This is a genomic window from Bradyrhizobium sp. MOS002, from assembly GCF_003020115.1.
Lineage (GTDB): Bacteria > Pseudomonadota > Alphaproteobacteria > Rhizobiales > Xanthobacteraceae > Bradyrhizobium.
This window is the reverse complement of sequence record NZ_PYFX01000008.1, coordinates 26,510-45,391: the sequence shown is the minus strand read 5'-3', so window position 1 is coordinate 45,391 and position 18,882 is coordinate 26,510. Positions and strand designations below refer to the sequence as shown.

At 64.9% G+C, this 18,882-nt stretch carries 20 protein-coding genes; 2 read left to right on the top strand and 18 right to left on the bottom strand.

Annotation, left to right across the window (positions count from 1 at the left end):
- Positions 1–7 precede the first annotated feature (7 nt).
- Genes C7G41_RS23300 through yajC form a run of 6 tightly spaced genes read right to left on the bottom strand, consistent with a single transcriptional unit; the run spans position 8 to position 5,652 of the window.
- On the bottom strand, positions 8–1,252 hold the full coding sequence (locus C7G41_RS23300) for a threonine ammonia-lyase (protein WP_106944723.1): 1,245 nt from the start codon (positions 1,250–1,252) through the stop codon (positions 8–10).
- A gap of 45 nt (positions 1,253–1,297) precedes the next feature.
- Positions 1,298–2,161 carry a phytoene/squalene synthase family protein gene (locus C7G41_RS23295; RefSeq protein ID WP_106944722.1) on the bottom strand — a complete coding sequence of 288 codons (864 nt, stop codon included), beginning with the start codon at positions 2,159–2,161 and terminating at the stop codon, positions 1,298–1,300.
- Positions 2,158–2,541, bottom strand: coding sequence for an Mth938-like domain-containing protein (locus C7G41_RS23290; RefSeq protein WP_106944721.1), 384 nt, complete (start codon positions 2,539–2,541; stop codon positions 2,158–2,160). The genes C7G41_RS23295 and C7G41_RS23290 overlap by 4 nt, the downstream gene beginning before the upstream one ends.
- 60 nt (positions 2,542–2,601) lie before the next feature.
- Positions 2,602–3,621, bottom strand: coding sequence for a protein translocase subunit SecF (gene secF, locus C7G41_RS23285; protein ID WP_106944720.1), 1,020 nt, complete (start codon positions 3,619–3,621; stop codon positions 2,602–2,604).
- 10 nt (positions 3,622–3,631) lie between these two features.
- Complete coding sequence (gene secD, locus C7G41_RS23280; RefSeq protein ID WP_106944719.1) at positions 3,632–5,236, bottom strand: protein translocase subunit SecD; 1,605 nt, start codon at positions 5,234–5,236, stop codon at positions 3,632–3,634.
- 47 nt (positions 5,237–5,283) lie between these two features.
- Positions 5,284–5,652 (bottom strand): preprotein translocase subunit YajC, encoded by a 369-nt coding sequence (gene yajC / locus C7G41_RS23275; RefSeq protein ID WP_106944718.1) that lies wholly within the window; start codon positions 5,650–5,652, stop codon positions 5,284–5,286.
- Between the two features lie 180 nt (positions 5,653–5,832).
- On the opposite strand from yajC, the gene C7G41_RS23270 reads away from it, so the two are divergent.
- Entirely contained in the window at positions 5,833–6,849 is a 1,017-nt protein-coding gene (locus C7G41_RS23270) for an ATP-binding protein (RefSeq protein ID WP_106944717.1), read from the top strand.
- 173 nt (positions 6,850–7,022) lie between these two features.
- On the opposite strand, the gene C7G41_RS23265 is transcribed toward C7G41_RS23270, so the two are convergent.
- A complete protein-coding gene (locus C7G41_RS23265) occupies positions 7,023–8,414 on the bottom strand; it encodes a LysM peptidoglycan-binding domain-containing M23 family metallopeptidase (RefSeq protein ID WP_106944716.1) in 1,392 nt (463 codons plus the stop codon).
- A 109-nt stretch (positions 8,415–8,523) separates the two neighbouring features.
- Positions 8,524–9,174: a protein-L-isoaspartate(D-aspartate) O-methyltransferase gene (locus C7G41_RS23260; RefSeq protein ID WP_106944715.1), complete on the bottom strand. Its 651-nt coding sequence runs from the start codon at positions 9,172–9,174 to the stop codon at positions 8,524–8,526.
- A gap of 226 nt (positions 9,175–9,400) precedes the next feature.
- Between C7G41_RS23260 and C7G41_RS23255 the strand changes: the two genes are divergently transcribed.
- A complete protein-coding gene (locus C7G41_RS23255) occupies positions 9,401–9,772 on the top strand; it encodes a response regulator (RefSeq protein WP_027567081.1) in 372 nt (123 codons plus the stop codon).
- Between the two features lie 34 nt (positions 9,773–9,806).
- Here C7G41_RS23255 and surE read toward each other — a convergent pair whose 3' ends face one another.
- From surE to C7G41_RS23205, 10 genes are all read right to left on the bottom strand, one after another.
- Positions 9,807–10,574 carry a 5'/3'-nucleotidase SurE gene (gene surE, locus C7G41_RS23250; RefSeq protein WP_106944714.1) on the bottom strand — a complete coding sequence of 256 codons (768 nt, stop codon included), beginning with the start codon at positions 10,572–10,574 and terminating at the stop codon, positions 9,807–9,809.
- 95 nt (positions 10,575–10,669) lie between these two features.
- A complete protein-coding gene (locus C7G41_RS23245) occupies positions 10,670–11,032 on the bottom strand; it encodes a hypothetical protein (protein WP_106944713.1) in 363 nt (120 codons plus the stop codon).
- A gap of 95 nt (positions 11,033–11,127) precedes the next feature.
- Positions 11,128–12,459, bottom strand: coding sequence for a serine--tRNA ligase (serS, locus tag C7G41_RS23240; protein WP_106944712.1), 1,332 nt, complete (start codon positions 12,457–12,459; stop codon positions 11,128–11,130).
- 220 nt (positions 12,460–12,679) lie between these two features.
- Positions 12,680–13,489: a twin-arginine translocase subunit TatC gene (gene tatC / locus C7G41_RS23235; RefSeq protein WP_106944711.1), complete on the bottom strand. Its 810-nt coding sequence runs from the start codon at positions 13,487–13,489 to the stop codon at positions 12,680–12,682.
- Complete coding sequence (gene tatB, locus C7G41_RS23230; protein WP_106944710.1) at positions 13,486–14,055, bottom strand: Sec-independent protein translocase protein TatB; 570 nt, start codon at positions 14,053–14,055, stop codon at positions 13,486–13,488. The genes tatC and tatB overlap by 4 nt, the downstream gene beginning before the upstream one ends.
- An 88-nt stretch (positions 14,056–14,143) precedes the next feature.
- On the bottom strand, positions 14,144–14,380 hold the full coding sequence (locus C7G41_RS23225; protein ID WP_007610722.1) for a twin-arginine translocase TatA/TatE family subunit: 237 nt from the start codon (positions 14,378–14,380) through the stop codon (positions 14,144–14,146).
- Between the two features lie 166 nt (positions 14,381–14,546).
- Positions 14,547–15,290 carry an SMC-Scp complex subunit ScpB gene (scpB, locus tag C7G41_RS23220; protein WP_199198561.1) on the bottom strand — a complete coding sequence of 248 codons (744 nt, stop codon included), beginning with the start codon at positions 15,288–15,290 and terminating at the stop codon, positions 14,547–14,549.
- Positions 15,291–15,311: 21 nt separating this feature from the next.
- Positions 15,312–16,151, bottom strand: coding sequence for a ScpA family protein (locus tag C7G41_RS23215; RefSeq protein ID WP_007590654.1), 840 nt, complete (start codon positions 16,149–16,151; stop codon positions 15,312–15,314).
- On the bottom strand, positions 16,148–17,176 hold the full coding sequence (gene nagZ / locus C7G41_RS23210) for a beta-N-acetylhexosaminidase (RefSeq protein ID WP_106944708.1): 1,029 nt from the start codon (positions 17,174–17,176) through the stop codon (positions 16,148–16,150). The genes C7G41_RS23215 and nagZ overlap by 4 nt, the downstream gene beginning before the upstream one ends.
- Before the next feature lie 45 nt (positions 17,177–17,221).
- A complete protein-coding gene (locus C7G41_RS23205; RefSeq protein ID WP_106944872.1) occupies positions 17,222–18,793 on the bottom strand; it encodes an SPOR domain-containing protein in 1,572 nt (523 codons plus the stop codon).
- Positions 18,794–18,882 lie beyond the last annotated feature (89 nt).

Genomic DNA, 18,882 nt, shown 5'->3' with positions numbered 1-18,882 from the left:
GCGCCAATCAGGTACAGCGCGCACTCAATCCGGATGCGCCAAGCTTCGCCATGACCTCGTCGAGATGGGCGCTGTCGCGGGTCTCGATCACCAGTTGCAGCAGCGTCGCCTTGGCCGGAAGATCCGAGAAGGTGCGCTGGTGCGAGACCTCGATGATGTTGGCGCCGGCCTCGGCCAGCAGTGCCGCGACCGCAGCCAGTTGGCCGGGCCTGTCGGGGATGTCGAGCGACAGCTGGGTGAGCCGCCCCTCGCGCGCCAACTCGCGGGTCAGGACCGATGCGATCAGCCGTGTGTCAATATTGCCGCCGCTCAGCACCAGCCCGACCTTCTGGCCGGCGAAACGGGACGGGTCGGACATCAGTGCGGCGAGACCGGCGGCGCCGGCACCTTCGACGACCGTCTTCTCGATCGAGATCAGGGTCGCGACCGCGCGCTCGAGCTCGGCTTCGTTCACCAGCGCGATGTCGTCGACGAGGCGGCGGACGATTTCGGTCGTGATCTTGCCGGGCGATTTCACAGCGATGCCTTCGGCGAGCGTGTCGCCGCGCGCCGGCAGATTGCCGCCGTGGATGGCGTTGTACATCGAGGGATAGAGCCAGGCCTCGACGCCCACGATTCGCAGCGACGGATTGATCGATTTCGCGGCGATGGCGATCCCACTGATCAGGCCACCGCCGCCGATCGGGACGACCAGCGTATCGAGCTCCGGCACTGCCTTGAGTATTTCCAGCCCTACGGTACCCTGCCCCGCGATGACAAGCGGATCGTCATAGGGATGGACGAAGATCATGCCGCGGGCTTCGCCGTGGCTGCGCGCATATGCGGCTGCCTCCTCCAGCGTGGCGCCCGTCACCACCACCTCGGCACCGTGATGCCTGGTGTTTTCGACCTTCACCATGGGCGTGCCGACCGGCATGACGATGGTTGCGGGAATGCCGAGCCGCTTGGCGTGATAGGCGACACCCTGCGCGTGGTTACCCGCCGACATCGCGACGACGCCCCGCGCGCGCTCCTCCGGCGTGAGCGCCGTAAGGCGGTTGAGCGCGCCGCGCTCCTTGAACGAGGACGTGAACTGGAGGTTCTCGAACTTCAGCCAGATGTCGCAGCCGCAGATATTGCTCAGCGTGCGACTGTAGCTACAGGGCGTCTCCACGACGGCGCCGCGGATGGTCACGGCGGCGGCATGGATGTCGCTCAGCGAGACCGGAAGGGCGCTGAGATCAGAGGAGGTGCTTTGGGACAACTCAGCCATGGGACAGCATAGGGCATTTGGCAGTTTGAGGCGATAAGCCAACAGCTATTTGGTAAACTCCCGGGAACGCGAGGCCCGCCACAGCGTCCACAGCGTGCGCAGCCGCGACGACTGTTGCGGCGTAAACGGATTGCGCCCGGGCTGCGACAGGCGCTTGAGGTCGGCCCGCACCTGGCTCAGAGGCAGAAACGCTGGCCGTGCCGACACCGGCACCTCGGCCAACAGCGACAACGCCGTGGTCAAATGCTGCCCGGCCTCGCCCGCGAGTTGGTCCAGCACGGCGCGCAAATTCGGCGTCTCCTTGCCGGCGAACACGTCCTCCATGTTGCAATTGTGGCTCGCCAGAACCTGCTGCGGCAGGAATAATTGCCGGTGCGCCGCATCGCGCGGCAAGTTCGCGATGACTTGCGCGATGCCCTGAGCCAACCCGGCATGCCGCGCGAGATGCTCGGCTGGGTCCAAAGGTGACGCCATGATCCGTGCCGCGAGGGCGAACAACGCCGAGCAGGTCGCGGCCAGATAGCCTTCGAGAGCCGCCATGGTCGGCATTGGATCGTTGTAGAGATCGAATTGATGCTCGTCGGCGAGCAGCGACAGCGGCTCGACCGGCAGGTCGAAATCACGGATTGCGCGGAGCAGCTCCGCTGCCACCGGATTGCCCTCGGCGCTGCCATGGACCTGGCCCGACAGCATGTCGGTCCACCATTGCAGGCGGATTTCACCGGGCAAGGGCTGGCTCACCTGGTCGCGGACGCGGACGATCTCGACATTGAAGGCATAGAGCGCCAGCAGCGCGCGGCGCTCGGCGGCGGGGGCGAACAGGGTCGCGGCGTAGCGCGCAAAGTCGTGGCTGCGCACGAGGTCACCGCAGAACGCGGCAGAATCCGGCGGCGGCGCGGAGCCACTCATGGCACGGCGATCAGCGCGGCCGCGACGCGCCGCCGTTCGCCGATCATGATGTTGTAGGTGCGCACGGCGGGACCGGTCTGCATCGTATCCAGAACCACCCTCGCCGCTTTGAGCGCCTGCCGCAGTTCCGGCGGCGGCAGCCAGACCCCGGTTCCGGTGCCGATCAGGAGTGTGTCGATGCTGTTGGCGGACTTGAAGACTCGATCCAGCGAATAGCGGTCGATCTTCACGGGGTCCGTTATGTCCCAGGCCCAGATCGCGTCGGGCAGGCAAAGCAGCGATCCCCGATGCGACATGCCGGCAAAGGCAAAGCCGCCCTTGCCATAAGCTTCGATCGGCGCCGAGCGGGGGAAATGCGGTGCGTTGGGATCGCCGGCCATGAGCCTCGTCCGAATGAGCTTACTGCCCTCGCAAACTCCTGCGAGGGCATGCGGTTCGGATCATGCCTTGCTTTTCTTCGCCGGCGTAGCCTTATCGACCGCATCTTCGCGATGCTCGCCGACGCCGAGATAGATCAGGATCGGGGCCGCGATGAAGATCGAGGTATAGGTGCCGACCAGCACCACGCCGAACATCATCACCGCGGTGAAGCTGTGGATGGCGTGGCCGCCGAACAGCAGCAGGGCCAGTAGCGCCAGCGTCACGGTGAAGTGGGTGATGATCGAGCGCGACAGCGTCGAGTTGATCGATTCGTTGAGCAGCTGCGGCATCGGCATCTTCTTGTAGCGCCGCAGCATTTCACGGATACGGTCGTAGATGACGACGGTGTCATTGAGCGAATAGCCCAAAATGGTCAAAAGCGCCGCGATGCTGGTCAGGTCGAAATCGACCTGACTGATCGACATGAAGCCGATCGTCAGCACGATGTCGTGCACGTTGGCGATCATGGCGCCGAGCGCGAATTGCCACTCGAATCGGAACCAGAGATAGATCAGGATCGAGACGATCGCGAGCATCAGGCCGAGCATGCCGTAGGCTAGCAATTCACCCGATACGCGCGGTCCCACCACCTCGACGCGGCGATAGTCGACGGAATCGCCAAGCGCAGTGCGGACCTTCTGCACGGCCTCCTGCTGGGCGGCGTCGCCGCCCGGCTGCTCCGCCACGCGGATCAGGACGTCCGCGGGACCGCCGAATTGCTGCAGCTGGACTTCGCCGAGACGCAAGCCATCCAACGTCGTGCGCATCGCCGCGATGTCGGCGGTGCCGGACTTGGCCTGCACCTCCAGCAGCGTGCCGCCGCGGAAGTCGATGCCGAAGTTCAGGCCATGGGTGAAGAACAACGTGATCGCGACGATCGACAGCGCCGCCGAGATCGGGAAGCTGATCCGGCGAAACCGCGTGAAGTCGAAATGGGTATCGTCGGGGACGATACGCAGCGACGGCAGCCAGCCGAATGCCGCAACCACGGTGAGAATGGCTATGACGACGCCGAGCCCGATGAGAACGGTGTGATTCACGATCAGGCTCCTAGATCGGCACGCTCTGCGGCCGCTTCCACCGCACCCACCCGGCCACGATCAGCCGGGTCAGGGTGAAGGCGGTGAACACCGTGGTGATGATGCCGATTCCGAGGGTCACGGCGAAGCCGCGCACCGGACCGGTGCCGATGTAGAACAGCACCGCGGCGGCAATGAAAGTGGTGATGTTGGAATCGAGGATGGTCGCAAGCGCCCGCTTGAAGCCGGCGTCGATCGCCGAGATCGCGTTGCGGCCGCCACGCAATTCCTCGCGGATGCGCTCGTAGATCAGCACGTTGGAATCGACCGCGATGCCGACGGTGAGCACGATGCCGGCGATGCCGGGCAGCGTCAGCGTGGCGTTGAGCAACGACAGCAGGCCGAAGATCATGGCGACGTTGATGGCCACCGCGATGTTGGCGAACACGCCGAACAGGCGGTAGGTCAAAAGCATGAAGATGATGACGAGGATCGAGCCGACGTAAGCCGCAAGTTCGCCCTTCTCGATCGAATCCTGGCCGAGGCCCGGACCGACGGTGCGCTCCTCGACCACCGTGAGCGGTGCCGGCAATGCGCCGGCACGCAGCAGGATCGCGAGATCGTTGGCCGATTGCACGGTGAAATTGCCGGAGATCTGGCCCTGTCCGCCAGTGATCGGTTCGCGGATCACGGGCGCGGAGATGACCTTGTTGTCGAGCACGATCGCGAAAGGCAGCCCGACATTCTCCTGCGTGGCCTGCGAGAACTTGCGCGCGCCTGACGTATTGAACTTGAAGCTGACGACGGGTTCGCTCGTGCGCTGGTCAAAGCTCGCCTGGGCATCGGTCAGATCGCCGCCGGCGACCAGCACCTGCTTCTTGACCACATAGGGGGTGGGCGGCGGTGACGCGCTCATCAGAAGCTCGGATTCCGGCGGCAAACGTCCCTGCTGCGCCTGATCGGGCGGCACGGACGCATCGACCATGCGGAATTCCATCTTCGCGGTCTTGCCCAGCAATTCCTTCAGACGGGTCGGGTCCTGGAGGCCGGGGACCTGCACCAGGATGCGATCGTTGCCCTGGCGCTGGATGACGGGTTCGACGGTGCCGAGCTCGTTGACGCGGCGTTCGACGATCTGGATCGACTGCTCGATGGTCTTGCGCATGCGGTCGAGCATCGCGGCCTGCGGGATGGCGAGGCGGATCACGCCGCCGCCAGCGTCAGTCACATCCAGGTCGCGCTGACCGCTGGAGCCCACCAATCCGCCCAGCGGCTGGGACAGCTCGCGCAGCTTGGCGAGCGCAGGCTGCAGGTCGGATTCCTTGGTGATCCGAACCTCGGCCGCGTCGTTGCGCACGGTGACGCCGCCGGTGAAGCCGATCTTGGCATCGCGCAGCGTTCGGCGAACGTCGTCGCGGACCTGGTCGAGCCGCTCCTTCTTCACATAGTTGCCGTCGACCTCGAGCAGCAGATAGGAGCCGCCTTGAAGATCGAGACCGAGCACGAGCCGACGCTGCGCCCAGGCCGGCCAGGTCTTGACCTGCGCTTCGGGAAAGAAGTTCGGGACCGCGCAGAGGCACACGATCAGCGCCGTCAGGATGATCCCGAGCGCCTTCCACCGCGTGAAATACAACATCGACTGGACCTGTCAGATCAGGAGATTTGAGAGACTCGCGGAAGCGCTCACTTCGCCGCGGCGTCGTCCTTGGCGCTATCCTTGGCGGATTCTTTGGCCGGCTCGCCCTTGGCGCGCACGCCGGAAACCATCGAGCGCATCTGCCGCACGCGCACGCCATCGGCGATCTCGAACTCGATCTGGTCGTCGTCGACGACCTTGGTGACCTTGCCGACGAGACCGCCCGAGGTCACGACGGTGTCGCCGCGGCGGATGTTCTTCACGAGGTCGGCGTGGTCACGGACTTTCTTCTGCTGCGGACGCAGAATCAGGAAGTACATGATCACGAAGATCAGGGCGAACGGCAGCAGCGACATCAACATGCCGCTGGTGTCGCCGGCGCCCGCAGCCTGGGCATACGCAGGGGTAATCAGCATTCGGACGATCCTCGTGAGAACGGGGGAGAACCGGTCAGGCCCAAGCGGCGACCGGTTCGGTCAAATTCGCGCGGACTATAGCGGCCATTGCCCCAATTGCAACGCTGCCAGACCGCCCTTTTAGCCACCTTGCGGCGCGCGCTCAGGCCCGATAAGGCTGCATTCTCAGGAACTTCGGACATGCCCCAAAAACCAAGCAAAAGCCCGGCCGGCAAAGGCCCCCGCACCCCTGCCACGAAGCCAGCCCGCGTCGCGGCAAAACGTCCCAAGGCAGCCCTCAAAGCAGCTTCCAAGACGATTTCCAAGACGACTTCCAAGGCGAACCAAAACGTCTCCCAGGAGCGCATCATTCGCGCGCTGGAGACGATTGCGGCGCACCTCTCCGCTCAAGGCAAGCCCGCCGCACAACGCGAGTCGTTCAAGCAGGCGGACGCTTTCGTCTGGCATCCGGACGGCCGCCTTGCGGCGGTCCCGCGCGTCAGCCGCGTCGAACTGTTCCTGCTCAAGGGCGTCGACCGGATGCGCGACATCCTGATGGAAAACACCGAACGTTTCGCCAACGGATTGCCCGCCAACAACGCGCTGCTCTGGGGCGCGCGCGGCATGGGCAAGTCGTCGCTGGTGAAGGCGGCGCACGCCAGCATCAACGCGGAGCGCAAACCGGCCGACAAGCTGAAGTTGACCGAGATTCATCGCGAGGACATCGAGAGCCTGCCCGCCCTCATGGAGCAGCTTCGCGCATCGTCCTTCCGCTTCATCGTGTTCTGCGACGACCTCTCCTTCGACGGCAATGATGCGTCCTACAAATCGCTCAAGGCGGTGCTCGAAGGTGGCATCGAGGGTCGGCCGGAGAACGTCATCCTCTACGCCACCTCCAACCGCCGCCATCTGCTGGCGCGCGAGATGATCGAGAACGAGCGCTCGACTGCGATCAATCCCGGCGAAGCCGTCGAGGAGAAGGTCTCGCTGTCGGATCGCTTCGGCCTCTGGCTCGGCTTCCACCGCTGCAGCCAGGACGAATATCTCGCCATGGTGCGGGGCTATTGCAGCCATTTCGGCGTCAAGGTCGACGACGACGCGCTGGAACGCGAGGCACTTGAATGGTCGACGACGCGCGGTTCGCGCTCGGGCCGCGTCGCCTGGCAGTTCGTGCAGGAGCTTGCGGGACGGCTCGGCGTGAAGCTGGCGGCGACGTAGCGGACAGTTTCGCCTCACTCACAACTGTCATTCCCCGCGCAGGCGGGGAATCCAGTACGCCGCGGCTTCTCGGCTCAACAATGACTGTCTCTGGAATACTGGATCGCCCGCTTTCGCGGGCGATGACAGCTTGTATTTGGTAACGGCGTGCCCCTGCTCTACAGGCCCGCGCCTCACGCCCCGTTCAGGAATTGAAGCGGGTCAACCGGGCTCGATCCCTTACGGATCTCGAAGTGAAGCTGCGGCGACGCCACCTCCCCGGATTGACCCGACTTGGCAATGACCTGGCCGCGCTTGATGGTATCGCCGCGCTTCACCATCAGCTCACTCGCATGGGCATATGCGGTGACGTAGCCGTTGGAGTGCCGAACCAGGACGAGATTGCCGTAACCTTTCAGCTCGTTGCCGGAATAGGCAACGACACCGTCTTCAGCCGCCTTGACCGGCGTACCCTCGGGCACCGCGAGATTGATGCCGTCGTTGGACTTGCCATTGGTCTTGGCGCCGTAGCTCGTGACCACCTTGCCGCGCACCGGCCAGCGGAAAGTCGGCAGCGCGCTGGTGGTCTCCGCAGCTTTCGCCGGAGCCTCCGCGGCCTTGTCTTCGACATTCGCCGTGGCCTGGGCCAGGCGCGCGCTCTGCACCGGCGCGGCGACGGCCGCCATCTTGGTGGCGGGCGCAGGGGCGGCCGCAACGGGCTGCAGCGTCCCCACAACGGGAGCGGCTCCGACCGGAGCCGCGGCAAGCGGTGCCGCGACAGCTGCGGTCTTGGCGCCGGGCACGGCCAGCCGGGCGCCGAGCTTGAGTTTTGCAGAGGGGTCGAGGCCGTTGGCGCGGGCCAGTTCGGCCGCCGAGATATGGTTCTTGCGGGCAATGCTGGCGAGGGTGTCGCCGTGGTTCACGAAGTGCGTGCTCGACGGTGCGGCAACGGCGGCAACCGGCCTCGCAGCAGGCGCCAGCGCGGGGGCCGCCGCAACGGGAGCCATGAGCGGCGCGGGCGCAGCGGCGGTGGCCTGATGCGGAATGATCAGTTGCTGGCCGGGCGAGAGCGCGCGCGGGCCCTTATAGCCGTTGGCCGCGAGGATCGCCTGCGGCGTGACGCGATAGCGTTTGGCAAGCAGGTCGAGCGTATCGCTGGTGCCGACGATGATCTTGGTTCCACCGACCGGCTGGGCGGCTGCAACCGAGCGCGGCGGCACGGTGGCCGTGGTCTCGAGATGCGGCTGCGCCGGGGGAGCGTAGGAGCTGACACCGCGGCCGCCTCCGGACACACCGCCTGCCGCAACGGGATAGGATTGCGGCGCGGACACTGCCGGCGGCAAAGGCTGCGACTGATAGTAACCGGACTGCGTCTGCGGCCGCGAATATTGCGGCAACTCACGCTGCGGCGGCGGTGCCTGTTGCACCGAACCGGTCGATTCCTGCGCGAAGGGATTGGAGAAGTTCGACTGGGACATGCGCGACGACATGTCGGCGCTGCACCCTGCGAAGCTGAAGGAGATCAGCGCCAGCACCGCGACCTGCGGCACACGGCGCGAGTAAAGCAACTCGGCGGCAACGGACATGGTTACTCACTCGTACGCAACAGAACTGGTCTTTTAAGTAAACACGCGCCGAGTAAATAACGGCTTAACCCTCCCAATAAGATGTTGGCAGCGCAGCCAATCCGGAATTCTACAGCTCCCGCGCCACCCCGGGCAGCGCCGGCACGAACCGGACCTCGACGAGCTCCTTGCGCTCGATCCCGGCTTCGGTTCGGCTCAGGCGGATCAGCGTCTGCACCCCCTGATGCGGGCCGACGGGCGCGATCAGGATGCCGCCAACCTCCAGCCGCTCGACCAGGTTGTCCGGAAGCTGCTCGATCGCGGCCGTGACGATGATGCGGTCGAACGGGCCGATATTGGGAGGCAGATTGAGTCCGTCGCCCAGCATCACCTCGACGTTGTGATAGTTGAGCTTTTCAAGCCTGATACGTGCGGCATCCGCAAGCTTGCGGTAGCGCTCGACCGTCAACACCTGCCCGGCGAGCCGCGACAGCACCGCCGCCTGGTAGCCCGAGCCGGCGCCGATCTCGAGCACGCGGTGCTTTTTCTGAAGCTGGAGCTGCTCGGTCATGTAGGCGACGACGAAGGGCTGGCTGATGGTCTGCCCGCAGGCGATCGGCAGCGCGCTGTCGCGATACGCCCCGTCGCGATCGGCGTCGTCGACGAATTGATCGCGCGGCACCTCCTCCATGGCCCGCAGGACCGCCTGGTCGCTGATGCCCCGACGCCTCAACGTGAGCTGAAACATCATCTTTTCCGGCGGGTGCTGATGGGAGGTCATTGCCTGCTTGTGCTGTCTTTGGGGTCGGGGACGCCAACCTTGGGGCGCGAGATTCCTGTTCCGGCCCAGGGAACCCGTGATACGCTTTGGATGGCGTAGTTGACCACAAATTGGCTTGCAACGGGCGAGCCTCGACGGCCATTTTCATGCATCAGTTCGTCGAAACGCGCATTGCGTCGATTCATGTTATCTGCGAACGTTTTTGGCAATGGGCAAGGACTCGACCATGACCTCGACGGGGCTTACCGGCCGCTCTGTATTCCTCGTCGAAGACGAGGTGATGATCAGGATGATGGTCGCGGACATGCTCGAAGAGCTTGGCTACAAGATCGCAGCCGAGGCTGGCGACATCACCGAAGCCATGCGGCTCGCCCAGGCAACCGAGTTCGACATCGCCATTCTCGACGTCAACGTCAACGGCAAGGTCATCTCGCCGGTCGCCGACGTCATCAAGGCGAAGGGCTGCCCGTTCATCTTCGCCACCGGGTACGGCTCCTCCGGCCTGCCCGAGCAGTACCGCGATCGGCCGGCGCTTCAGAAGCCGTTTCAGCTCGACGCCCTCGGCAAGACCATCGAAGCCGCGCTTCGCGGCGGCTAGGCCCCGTTCCAGGTCGGATTACTTCAGGTCGGACTTACTTCAGCGTCGCACTCAGCGCCTCGGAAAACGCCTCGTTGGTCCGGTCGAGCCTGAGCGGCGTGACGGAGACGTAGCGTTCGCGCAGCGCCGCGAGATCGGTGCCTTCAGCGGGCGTATCCATCATCGCAGTGCGCTCGAAGCCGATCCAGAAATACGGATTGCCACGGCCGTCCTTGCGCTCATCGATCTTGAGGAAGCCGAGATTGCGCTTGCCCTGCCGCGTCACGCGAATGCCAAGCACATCTTCCGGCGCGCAGGCCGGGAAGTTGACGTTGATGACGGTGTCCTTCGGGATGCCGGCGGCGATCACTTTGCGCAGGATGTCGGGACCGAATTTGCGCGCCGTGTCCCACAGCGGCCGCTCGCGCGTCTCGACGCTGAATTCCTGAGACAGTGCGAAGGACGGCAGCCCCAGGATGGTGCCTTCCAGCGCGCCGGCGATGGTGCCGGAATAGACCACGTCCTCGGCGACGTTGCGGCCCTTGTTGACGCCGGACAGCACGACATCGGGCAGCTTGGCACCGAGGATGTGGCGCGCGCCCATGATGACGCAGTCGGTCGGCGTGCCGCGCACCGCGAAATGCCGCGGTCCGACCTCGCGCAGGCGCAGCGGATCGTTCAGCGACAGCGAATGCGACACGCCGGACTGGTCGAGCTCAGGCGCGACCACCCAGACATCATCGGACAATGCGCGCGCGATCTCCTCCACGACCTTGAGGCCGGGGGCGTGGATACCGTCGTCATTGGTGCAGAGAATGCGCATGGGAAAGGTCGATTCCTGAAGCGGGTCTGAGCCGTCTTATCCGGCCGGGGCCGATCAGGCAAACCGGCCGATTGTGGCCGGCACCCGGTTGCCGGCTATCGGCGAACGCGCCATTGTGGCAGGAAGCGCGCCAGCCGGCCCTCCGCGTGCAATTTCATCGCCGGCACGACCGGGCTCACGATCGGCGCCTCGATGACGCCGAGCGCCTCCAGCTGTGCGACGAACGCGTCCGGCACCGGCGCCTGCGGAAAGCGTTCGCGTGCCAGCGTCAGTGCCTGGTCGAAATCCACGGCATTCACGCCGGCCTTGGCCCGCCGGCTCTGGACGAGATGATCGTCCCAGAGCCGCGTGATCTCGATGTCGAGCACGCCACGCAGCCGCTGATCGACAGCCTGGATTCCGGCACCCGTCACCGCCCATTGTCTGCCGACCCAGAAGATGTCGCGGTGCAAGGCCATGAACGATGGGTTCGCGTTGTCGGGTGGCCGGCAGGATAACCGGCCGCCCGATCTTCGCAACCAAACGTTTCGACCGTTTCAGATTGGCAGCACGCCTAGTCGCGTCCGACCGCCTTCAGCCCGCCCATATAGGGCTGGAGCACGCTTGGCACCGCAATCGAGCCGTCCTCCTGCTGATAGGTCTCCATCACGGCGATCAGCGCACGGCCGACCGCGGTGCCGGAGCCGTTCAGCGTGTGGACAAAGCGCGGCTTGCCGTCGGGCCCGCGCGAGCGCGCATCCATGCGCCGCGCCTGGAAATCGCCGCACACTGAGCAGCTCGAGATCTCGCGGAACATGCCGCCGTCGCCCTGCCCCGGCATCCAGACCTCGATGTCATAGGTTTTTTGCGACGAAAAGCCCATATCTCCTGCGCACAGCGTCATCACGCGATAATGCAGATCGAGCTTCTGCAGCACCTGCTCGGCGCAGGACAGCATCCGCTCAAGCTCGTCCTTGCTGGTTTCGGGCGTCGTGATCGAGACCAGCTCGACCTTGGTGAACTGGTGCTGGCGGATCATGCCGCGGGTGTCGCGCCCCGCAGCTCCTGCCTCGGCGCGGAAGCAGGGCGTCAATGCGGTGAGCCGCATCGGCAACTGCTTCTCGTCGAGAATGGATTCGCGGACGAGGTTGGTGAGGGCGACCTCGGCGGTCGGAATGAGACCGAGGCGCTCGGTCATCAGCCGCTCGGGGTCCGGCGCGGCCAAGAGCTCGCCTTTGATCGCCCAGAACTGATCGTCCTCGAATTTCGGCAACTGCCCGGTGCCGAACATCACCTCGTTGCGCACCAGCAGCGGCGGATTGATTTCGGTGTAGCCGTGCTCGTTGGTATGCAGGTCGAGCATGAACTGGCCGAGCGCGCGCTCCAGTCTCGCCAACCCCTTCTTGAGCACGACGAAGCGCGCACCCGAGAGTTTTGCCGCTGCCTCGAAATCCATGTCACCGAGCGCGGTGCCGAGATCGTCATGCAGCTTCGGCGCAAAGCCGTAATTGCGCTTGTTGCCGAACACATGGTGCTGAACGTTGCCGTGCTCGTCGACGCCATCGGGCACTTCGTCGAACGGGATGTTCGGAATCGCGGACAGCTCTTTCGTCAGCTCCTCGTCGGCAGTCTTGGCGGCGGCCTCGAGCTCCGGCATCGTGGACTTGAGCTCGGCGACCTCCGTCATCAGCTTGGCCGCGCGCGCCTCGTCCTTGGCCTTCTTGGCATCGCCGATTTCCTTGGAGGCCGCATTGCGCCGCGCCTGCGCCTGCTCGGAAGCCAGGATCGCCGCACGCCGCGTCTCGTCGATCGCAAGCAGCGATGCCGACAACGGCTTCAGGCCACGTCGTGCGAGGCTGGCGTCGAAGGCTTGCGGATTGTCGCGGATCGATTTGATGTCGTGCATGGCCGTGGTCCTGAATCCAGCGCGTAAACCTACAGCGGCAAACGTTGTAAGGTGGCATTGGCGCGCTTCCCCCTAGCACAGCTGTCATCGCCCGCGAAAGCGGGCGATCCAGTATTCCAGAGACGGCACTGATTCTCCGAGGGGCCGCGGCGTACTGGATTCCCCGCTCCAGTGCGCAATTGCGCACAAGGCGGGGAATGACACCGGAGTATGGGGCGCCCTACTCCGCCGGATTAGCCGGCGTCGATACGTCGGTGCCGGTGGCATTTGACGCTGCCGCCTTCTTCTCTACGATCCCGACCGCGATGATCGAGCCCTCGTAGAGCAAAAGCAAGGGGATCGCGAGCGAGCACTGGCTGAGCACGTCGGGCGGGGTCAGAACCGCGGCGATGACGAAGGCGACGACGATGAAATAGCGGCGCTTCTCGCGCAGCATTTTTGACGTGACGATGCCGATGCGGCCGAGCAGCGTCAGGATCACCGGAAGCTGGAAGGCGATGCCGAAGGCGAAGATCAGCGACATCATCAGCGACAGATATTCGCCAACCTTGGGCAGCAGCTGGATCTGCGCGGTCTCGTCACTGCCGGCCTGCTGCATGCCGAGCGAGAAGCGGACCAGCATCGGCAGCACGACGAAATAGACCAGTGCTGCGCCCAGCACGAAGAAGAACGGGGTCGCGACCAGATACGGCAGGAAGGCCTGCTTCTCGTGCTTGTAAAGACCCGGAGCGACGAACTTGTAGATCTGCGTCGCGACGATCGGGAACGAGATGAAGCCGGCGCCGAACAGCGCGAGCTTGAGCTGGGTGATGAAATATTCCAGCAGCGCCGTGTAGATGAATTTCGAGTTCTCGGGACCAGCGACCCACACGAACGGCCAGACCAGCACGTTGTAGATCTGCTTGGCGAAGAAGAAGCAGAATATGAAGGCAATGCCGAAGCCAAGCAGCGCTTTGATCAGCCGCGAACGCAGCTCGATCAAATGGTCCATCAGAGGAGCTTTGCTGGCCTCGATATCGGCGGCGCTCATGACGCTTTGGCGTCCTTGATCGCCTCGGCCGGCGCAGTGTCCTGGGTGACCGAACCTTGCGTGACCGAACTTTGCGCGACCTGCGCCTGCTCGACCTCACGGGTGATGGCGAGCGGCTCGTTGACGGCCGCATGTGCCTCGGCTTCCACGAAGGTCTCAGGCGTCGGCGCTTCCGGCGTGGTGGGCGTCGTCAGCGCGTCGCTTGAAGTCGCAAGCGCTTCGCTTGAAGTCGCCGCCGGTTCGACAGCGGCGGAGGTCTCAACCGGCTTGTCCAGCGCATCGACGCGGAGCGCGTCGCTGACGTCCTTCTGGAGTGAGGTCATCAGATTGTTGCCGGCGAAGCCGGAAGCCGCTTCCTTGACCTCGTCAAAGCTCTTCTTGAGGTCGGCCATCTCGGCCTCGCGCATCGCTTCCTGAAATTGGCCCTGGAATTCGGCGGCCATCTTGCGCGCCTTGCCCATCCACTGTCCGACCATGCGCAGCACGCCCGGCAGCTCTTTCGGGCCGATGGCGATCAGGGCCACGACCCCGATCAGGACCAGTTCACTCCACCCGATGTCGAACATGAGGTCTTCCGTTCACGCCAGCCGCAGCCGGCCCAATCCCTCGCGCGCAGGATCGGGTCCGCTACCCGCGTCTCGCGTGCTCTCTGGCTTAGACGGCCTTGCTGCCGACGTCGGACCGTGCCGCGGTCGGCGCGGCATTGTTGTGCTCGATGGACTTGGCTGGCTCGGGCTTGTCGGCGACCTTGTCGTCGTCCTGCATGCCCTTCTTGAACGCCTTGATGCCCTGCGCCACGTCGCCCATCAGATCCGAAATCTTGCCGCGACCGAACAGCAGCAGGACCACTGCGATCACCAGGACCCAGTGCCAAATGCTGAGTGAACCCATCCTGCAACCCTCCAAACGCGCATGGCCGGGGACCGGCCGATCTTCACCGAAACCTAGGCTTGGCAGGTGTCAAAAACAAGGACCAAGGCAGCGCCAATTCGCTGTTGGCGCTACGTAATTTTGCTAGTGTTAACTGGTCGCAGGGGGCCGGTAAAAGGCCGGGACGTCAGTCCTCGCTGCCGCCCTCATTGCCGTCTTCCGGCGGCGTCTCCGGCTCGACCGCAGGCGCCAGCGCGAGATCAAGGTCCTCGCCTGGTTCCAGCGGATCCTCGTCCTCACGCAAAGTCGGGTCATCCGACGGCGTCGGCACGCTGAATCCGGTCGGCAGGCGCGAATCCAGCAGGCCCGTGCCCTTCAACTCCTCCAGACCCGGCAGATCGCCGAGCTGTTCCAGAGTGAATTGTGACAGGAAGTCCTCGGTGGTTCCGAAGGTCAAGGGACGGCCCGGCGTCTTGCGACGGCCGCGCGGCTTGATCCAGCCGGTTTCCAGCAGCACGTCCAGCGTGCCCTTCGAGGTGACGACGCCGCGGATCTCCTCGATCTCGGCGCGCGTCACCGGCTGGTGATAGGCGATGATCGCCAGCACCTCGATCGCGGCGCGCGACAGGCGGCGGGTCTCGGTGCTCTCGCGGGTCATCAACCAGGCGAGATCGCCCGCGGTGCGGAAGGTCCATTTGTTGGCGACCCGCACGAGATTCACGCCGCGCAGGGAATAGTCGGCCTGCAACTGCTCGAGCGCGGCCTTCACGTCCACGCCCTCGGGCATGCGCTTGGCCAGCGTCGCGGTGTCCAGCGGTTCATTCGAAGCGAACAGCAGCGCTTCCAGCAGCCGCAATTCTTCGGGCCGTGCCTGGGACTCGTTCTCCATCGGCTCGGCCTCTTCTACCCGCACTTCAGCCAGGCTTGCCATGGCAGATTCTCCTTGTTGCACTTAAGCGACCGGCGCATCGGGCGCAGGAGCTGCGTCCATGACCGGCTTGGGGCGCCCCTTCCGGAAATAGATGGGCGCAAACGCCTCTTTCTGATTCAGCTCGAGCTGACCTTCGCGCACCAGCTCGAGCGCAGCCGCGAAACTCGAGGCGAGCACCGTCGCGCGCTGCGTCGGATCGGCGACATGCTGCAGCAGAAAATCGTCGAGAACGCCCCAATCGTCTTGCTCGCTGATGCTGCCGACCAGCCGCTCCAGCGTGGCGCGCGCCTCGGCGAGCGACCACACCGTGCGCTTGGCCAGATGCACGCTCGCCAGCACGCGTGACTGGCGCTGCGCGGCGTAAGCGGTGAGCAGGTCATAGAGCGTTGCGGTGTATTTCGGATGCTTGATCTCGGCGATCTGCTCGGGCTCGCCGCGCGGGAAGATGTCGCGCAGCAATTGCTGCCGGTTCATCAGCCGGTTGGCGGCTTCGCGAATGGCCTCCAGCCGGCGCAGGCGGTTGGCGAGCGCCGTCGCCATCTGCTCCGCGCTCGGGCCTTCCGCACTTGGCGGCTCCGGCAGAAGCAGGCGCGATTTCAGGAAGGCCAGCCAGGCCGCCATCACGAGATAGTCGGCGGCAAGCTCGAGGCGGATCTTTCGCGCGGCTTCGATGAAGTGGAGATATTGGTCGGCGAGCGCCAGGATCGAGATCTTGGCGAGATCGACCTTCTGCTGCCGCGCCAGTGCGAGCAGCAGGTCGAGCGGACCTTCATAACCCTCGACGTCCACCACCAACGCCGGCTCACCCTCGGCGAGCTCTGCAGGCCGCCCGGTTTCAAACGATAGGATTTCTGCGGTCATGCCGATGCCGTGTTTGCCCGTGCGATCAATGCGTCCAGTTCGGCGCGCGCGGCCGCGCGATCGAACGGTTGCGGTCCTTTACGCGCCGCGAGCGCGGTCTTCGCCCGCTCCAGCGCCCTGCCCCCCAGTTCGGGTGTCTGGCCGGCGACCTCACGCATCTCCTCGATGTTGCCGTTGCAATGCAGGGCCATGTCGCAGCCGGCCGCAAAGATGGCGCGGGTCCGTTCAGCGATATTGCCCGCCAGCGCATTCATCGACACGTCATCACTCATTAACAAACCCTGGAACCCGATTGTGCCGCGAATCACCTCAGCGATCATTGTCGCAGATGTCGTCGCCGGATGGGCGGGGTCGACCGCGCTAAACACAACATGTGCAGTCATGGCCATCGGCAAATCCGCCAGCGGCTTGAATGCTGCGAAGTCGGTCCGTTCCAGTTCGTCCCGGGGCGTATCGACCGTCGGCAGCTTGAAATGGGTATCGGCGGTGGCCCTGCCATGGCCGGGGATATGCTTGAGGACCGGCAGCACGCCGCCCTCCTCCAGACCCTCGGTGACCGCGCGAGCGATCGCCGCGACCTTGCCCGGCGAGGTGCCGTAAGCCCTGTTCCCAATGACGGCATCGGCGCCCGCAACCGGCACGTCGGCCAGCGGCAAGCAATCCACAGTAATGCCGAGATCTACGAGATCGGCCGCGATCAGCCGGGCGCTGAGGCGCGCCGCGGTCAGCCCGAGCGCCGAATCAGTGTCGTAGAGACCTGCGAAAATAGCGCCCGGCGGATAGACCGGCCAATGCGGCGGCCCTAGCCGCTGCACCCGTCCACCCTCCTGGTCGATCAGGACAGGGGCATCCGCAAAACCTGCAACCGCCCGCAATTCCGCAACGAGTGCAGCAACTTGAGCCGGCGTCTCGACGTTGCGCTTGAAGAGGATGAAACCCCATGGGCGTTCGCTGCGGATAAACTCCCGCTCGGGGGCGGTTAGTTCCGTTCCGGAAACGCCGGTAATGAAAGCCCGCGTGCTCATATGGCCGATTAACCCTGACCCGCGAGAGGGTCAAGGAAACGGCCGTTAATTCCTCTGGACGAAGCAGGCAGACAGGCCAGCGGATTTCAAACTGTTGCAGGCCTGGTTCGCTTCTTCGAGCGAACCGTAGGGCCCAGCGAAGGCGCGGTAGACGATTCCCTTGCCCTTGTCGGTCAGGTCGACCCGCTTGACCACCGGGGCGCGGGAGCCAAGCACGCTGCCGTACTTGCTCTGAAGCACCCGGTAGGAGGCGTGGGCGCTATCCTCGGTCTGCTGCGAGGAGACCTGCACGACGTAGCCGCCGCCACCGCTGCTCGCGGGCGCTATTTGCGTCGGATTGGTCGCAGCCATCCGCTGCGGCGGCTCCGCAGCCGGAGCCGATTGCGGCGCCAGCGAAAGCGGCTGATTGGCACTGGCATTGGCCGAGGTCGGCGGCGTGCGCGGTGCAGCCGGTGCCGCAACAGGTTTCGGGAGAGCTGCCGGCTTCGCGGCCGTGGCGGCTTGTGATGCCGTGGCGTCGGTCTGATCGCCCTTCACGGCCACAGTCCTGATCGCGCGCGGCGAATTGTTCGGCAGCGTGCCGTTGCTCGGGATCGACCCCGCACTCGACAGCGGAATGCTGGACGGCGACACGCTTGCGACCGGCGGCGGATTCGCGTTCTGGTTCAGCGGCGGAAATACCACGCGGGGACCTCCCGCCTTGGCGTTGACGTCGACAGGCGCTTCCTCGCGAGGCACGATCTTCTCGGTGCCATCACCGGTGACCATGCGGTCCGGCACCTTGGCCGAGGAGTCCGACGGCGCCGGCACGATTTTGGTCGGCGTGTTGTCGGCCTTGATGATCGGCGGCTCGCCGCTGCGGGGCGAGCCCACATAGGTCTTATAGGCGAAGGCCGCACCGGTCCCGACCACGGCAAGAGCCAGGATCGCCGCGACCGTCATCATGCCGCCGCGCTGCTTCTTCGGCTCGTCGAGATCGGCCTCGGGATAGTCGCTCTGGAAAGCGTAAGGATCGTCGGGATAGGCGGGATCGCGCTGATAGTCCTGCTCGCCCGCCTCCAGCCGTCCGTAGAGCGCATCGTCGTAGCGCGCCGGATCGGGCTGCTGATAGGCTTGCTCTTGGTAAGCCTGATCGCGCTGCTCGTAAGCCTGATCATGCTGCTGGTAGGCCTGATCCTGATAGCCAGGAGCTTGATAGGCCTGATCCGGATAGGTCTGCGGCTGACGAAAATCCGGTTCGGGCTCGGGCGCAGTCGGCTGGGCTGAATAACGATGCAGTGGATGAACCGGGTTTACGGAAGCAGGATAGGCAGGCTCAGCTGGCGCCGTCTGCGGCTGCACATTGGCGCGCCGCATCCATGAGGGTGGCCCGGGCGGCGGCGGGGCCTGCTCGGCATAGTCCTGCTGGTCATCGTCATGGCGATAGTCGTCGTCCTGATGGCTCTGGGCAGGCGCACGCGCTGCTGGCGGGTGCGCGCCAGGCCGCCCTTGCGCTGCGAACGGATCGGTCTGCCCGATCAGGCGGGCAAGTTCGGCCAAGGGATCGCCGCTCCCATGCTGATCGCCACCGCGATAGTCATCGGAAGGAAACGGTCTGTCCTGATATCGTTCGGCCATCGTGATGATGCGTCCCTTCGGGAAAGCCGCGCGCCCCTCGACCAAGGCACGGCTTTCGACCCACAAGGCTTTCAACCAAGTCTAAGCGA